The sequence below is a fragment of the Mesorhizobium sp. M1A.F.Ca.IN.022.07.1.1 genome, assembly GCF_003997575.1.
In the GTDB taxonomy this organism is placed as follows: Bacteria; Pseudomonadota; Alphaproteobacteria; order Rhizobiales; family Rhizobiaceae; genus Mesorhizobium.
In genome coordinates this window covers 1-3,986 of sequence record NZ_RZST01000444.1, presented here as the reverse complement: position 1 = coordinate 3,986, position 3,986 = coordinate 1, and the positions used below count along the sequence as shown (strand labels likewise).

4 protein-coding genes and 1 pseudogene are annotated in these 3,986 nt (G+C 62.4%); all 5 read left to right on the top strand.

Going from position 1 to position 3,986, the window contains the following annotated elements; translation table 11 throughout:
• Positions 1-919, top strand: a pseudogene (locus EOA75_RS29970) (hypothetical protein); the annotation flags it as partial.
• A gap of 865 nt (positions 920-1,784) precedes the next feature.
• Positions 1,785-2,690 (top strand): hypothetical protein, encoded by a 906-nt coding sequence (locus tag EOA75_RS34270; protein ID WP_164747664.1) that lies wholly within the window; start codon positions 1,785-1,787, stop codon positions 2,688-2,690.
• Between the two features lie 94 nt (positions 2,691-2,784).
• Positions 2,785-3,456 carry a glycosyl hydrolase 108 family protein gene (locus tag EOA75_RS29960; RefSeq protein WP_127325845.1) on the top strand — a complete coding sequence of 224 codons (672 nt, stop codon included), beginning with the start codon at positions 2,785-2,787 and terminating at the stop codon, positions 3,454-3,456.
• A gap of 2 nt (positions 3,457-3,458) precedes the next feature.
• Entirely contained in the window at positions 3,459-3,671 is a 213-nt protein-coding gene (locus EOA75_RS29955; RefSeq protein WP_127325844.1) for a hypothetical protein, read from the top strand.
• 1 nt (position 3,672) lies between these two features.
• Positions 3,673-3,986: hypothetical protein (locus EOA75_RS34610; RefSeq protein ID WP_206517063.1), on the top strand; the 314-nt coding region annotated here is incomplete at its 3' end.

The window sequence follows — 3,986 nt, the reverse complement described above, 5'->3', positions numbered from 1 at the left end:
CGCCAAGGGCATGCTCGACAAGGTCAAGAGCAACGTCTTCGACCCGGTGACAAACCCGCGCGGCTGGTTCAGCGAGGTGCTGTCAGCCGACGACACTATCGCCATCGACAAGGCGACGATCGAAGAGCAGCGCGACGTGTACGAAGGCCTGTTCGGCAAGGAAATGGCCGACATGCTGATTGAGCAGGAATATTTCTGTTCGTTCTCAGGCGCGCTGATCGGCTCCTATTGGGGCGCCGAAATATCTCGGGCAGAGCGCGCGTTGCGCATCGGCACGCCGTTCGACATCGATCGCCGGCATCCGGTGCATACGGCATGGGATCTCGGCAAGGCATCGAACAATCCGATCTGGTGTTTTCAGGTCATCGACGGCGTGCCGCTGATCGTCGACTTCTACGTGCCGGACAGTGAAGACCTGTCCGATTGGTGCAAGTGGCTGGACGAACAGGGCTACCACGGCAACGACTACGTGCCGCACGACATCCTGCATCCGCAGTGGGGGACGAAGCGCACGCGCCTCGACACGCTGAGGGATCACGGGCGCAAGCCGAAGATGGTCGGCCTAGTCAGCCTGGCCGAGGGCAACAACGCCGGCCTGCAAACGATCAAGGTGGCGCGCTTCAGGACGACCGAACGCGTGGCCGACGGCATCGAGGGCCTGAAGGCCTACCGGCGCGAGTATGACGACGAGAAGAAGGCGTTCCGCGACATCCCGGTCAAGAATTGGGCCGAGCACTACGCATCAGCGTTCCGCTACCTCGGCCTCGCATGGCGGCAAGCTGTCGCCGAGGTGAAGAAGCCCGAGGGCGACAAGGGCGCCTATGTCGGGCAAGCGGATGGCACGATACGAAGCCAGCAAACCGTCAAGGAGGCCGTCGACGCGATGGTAAGGCGGAGGCGTGCTCGCGCAGGTGCTTGAATTAGCGGCTATAGCCCCCATCACACAGAAAGGGCCCGGCGGATAGAGCGCCGGGCCAATCTAGAGATGCAGCGACGGGGTTTAGGGGTAGCCGCTGCACGAGCCGCCATCATCCTACTTTAGCATATGCTTGGCAACTGAAATGCGGTCGACGCCGTGACGGCGACGCGCTCGCGGTTAGCGTCCAATGGAACCGATCACGCGTCCGTGAGTTGTGGATCCAGTGGTCGATCCCTCGGGGGTGTTAGCCGCTAGATTGCAGGAAGCCCGTCGCCTACGCTTATTAGCTGCGACGGGCTTTTTATGAGTTACGCCTAAAGTTCGGGTGTCGGTCGCCGCAAGGTAGCCCATATCCAGACTTGCCCCACTGCCAAACGGGGCAAAGTCCCGGCCTGCCTGCCCACGTCCCCCGCGACCCCCGCAGGCCGGGCACCCTTGAGCCGGCCCGTTTGCCGGGCTTATTCGCTAAGTCTTAGAAAATGTTAATGTCAGTCGCTCTGGAGGCGGCGCATAATACGTGCCTGCCCCGGCTCGGAACGGGGTAAGGGCCCGGCCTGCTCTCCAAGTCCCCCCGACCCCCGCGACAGGCCGGGCATCATTCAAGCGGCTTAGAGTTTCGCTTTGCCGGCACCATCATTGCGCCAATCGATAGATTGGAGCAGCTATGCCGCGCGCTGGTGGTGTCTACTCAGCCCCTCCGGGTACCAAGGGCAGCCCAAACACGACGATCGAGAGCGCGAAGTACAATGCGCTAGTCGATGACTTGGTAGCGGATGCAAACGCGGCCCGGCCGGTGACGTCTGGCGGCTCCGGATCCAGTACGGCGGTCGGTGGCGCGGATAATCTCAGCGCAGCCGGCGCAGACATGGCATCGGCCGCGACTGTCAACCTGGCAAACAGCACAGGTACGCTGGTCAACATCACAGGCACGGTCACGATCACCGCGCTTGGAACCGTGGCCGCTGGCGCTGAGCGCGACCTAGTGTTTGCTGGTGCGCTGACGCTCACACACAACGCCACCAGCCTCATCCTCCCCGGCGGGGCGAACATCACCACTGCGGCCGGCGATGTGGCGCGCATGCGGTCGCTTGGCGGTGGAAATTGGCGCTGCCTGTCCTATCAGCGAGCGAACGGAGCGGCCATTGCTATCGCGCCAAACACGACCATCGTCACCCCGACGCTTACGCTGAAACAGGGTGCGGCGCCGACGCCTACGGCAGAGGGAGATATTCAGTGGGACACCGATGAAGACCTCATAGTCGTCGGTGATGGCGCGGCTCAGAAAATCTTTGTGCCTCTGCCCGCTTCGACCGCGACCGGCGATATTCTGTATATGACCGGTGCTAAGAGCTATGCCCGCCTTGCCAAGGGTACGGCCGGCCAAGTGCTGCAAATGAACGCCGGGGCAACGGCGCCGCAGTGGGTCACCATTCCGCTGACCAAATCGTTCGAGAGCTCACCCCAGATCATTACCGCAGGCGCTCAGGTGGTCCTTGCGCACGGAATGGGCCTCAGGCCGAAAATCGTTCAGGTGGAACTACAGAACGTCACGGCCGATGCCGGTTTCTCGCCCGGTGATTGCATCCCTGTCGCTCCCAACTATCAGGGTGAAGGGTCCGGCAACTCGCGCGGTGCGTCGATCTTGTACGACGCAACGAACATCAGTGTGCGCTTCGGTACGGCCAGCTACACCGTCATCCGCCAATCGGATGGTAACTATGACGTGATCGTCAATTCCCGCTGGCGGTACGTGGTGAGGGCTTGGGCTTAATTGAAGCCGCCCACCAGCTACAGGCATTCCCAAGCGGCTTAGAGTTTCGCTGCTCGCGCACACAGGATGGCGCCCATCGTCAACGGAGCCGTCAATGGACCGAAACTTTGCTCGCTCGCTTGCTCTCGTCCTGAAGTCGGAAGGCGGATGGTCGGATAACGCTGCCGATCCGGGCGGCGCGACGATGAAGGGCGTGACTCTTGTGAACTTCCGACGCTACGTCAAAGCCGATGCAACTAAGGCGGATCTCAAAAAGATAACGGATGAACAGGTCGCGACGGTTTATCGCCGGTTCTATTGGGACGCGATTGCCGGCGCTGAGTTGCCCGACGGCGTCGACTACGCCGTCTTCGACTTCGCCGTGAACAGCGGGCCGGGCAGGGCGGCGAAGTACCTTCAGGCGGCATGCGGCGTAGGTGTCGTCCAGGATGGACGCATTGGGCCTGCTACGCTCGCCGCAGTGCGTGCAAAGCCAGCAGGCGTCCTGGTCGACACAATCTGCGATGCCCGGCTGAAATTCCTTGAGCGCCTGCCGACCTGGCCGACCTTCGGGAAGGGGTGGCAGCGGCGCGTCGTGGCCGTGCGCATCCAAGCGATGCTGATGACCGCGCCCGCAGCCCCGCCAGCGCCCGCCCCGAGTCCCGTTGCGCCCACACCGCCGCCGGCCGCGCCGCAGCTTCCTACACCCGCTGCCAATGCCAAGGAGCGCAATCCATTCTGGGCCGCGCTCTTCGCCATCCTAAGACGGATCTTCGGAAGGACATGACCATGTGGAGCAAAATCCGCGCCTGGTTCAAGGATTCCGAGACCATCGCTTGGGCCCGACTTCAGATGCTCGGTGGCGCCGTCCTGACGGTGCTCAGCGCGACCGACCCGAGCCTATTCAACCAGTACATCCCTGACCGCTGGTTGCCGCTCTACATCGTAGGCTCCGGCGTTTTGACGGAAGTGCTGCGGCGCCTTCGTGCAAAGGATCTGTGACATGGTCGAGGTCTTTGCCGCGCTTCTATCGCAGATCGCCCCGTATGCCCTGGCCGCCGGCGGGGCTCTCGTTGCTGCCGTCGCATGGGGCTTTCACCAGCGCATGGCTGGTGCAAAGGCGGAACGCGCCAAGCAGGAGGCCGAAGAAGCCAAGGCCCGCGATGTTGCCGACCAGGTTCAATACGATGGCTATCACTCTTCAAGCTTGGGCCTGAACCGTCGCACGATCACGTCGAACACAATGTCTGATATCCACATGGCCGAGACGCCGATCAGAAACGCTGCAGCCAGAGTAGTTGTGTCGTCCTCGGTTCC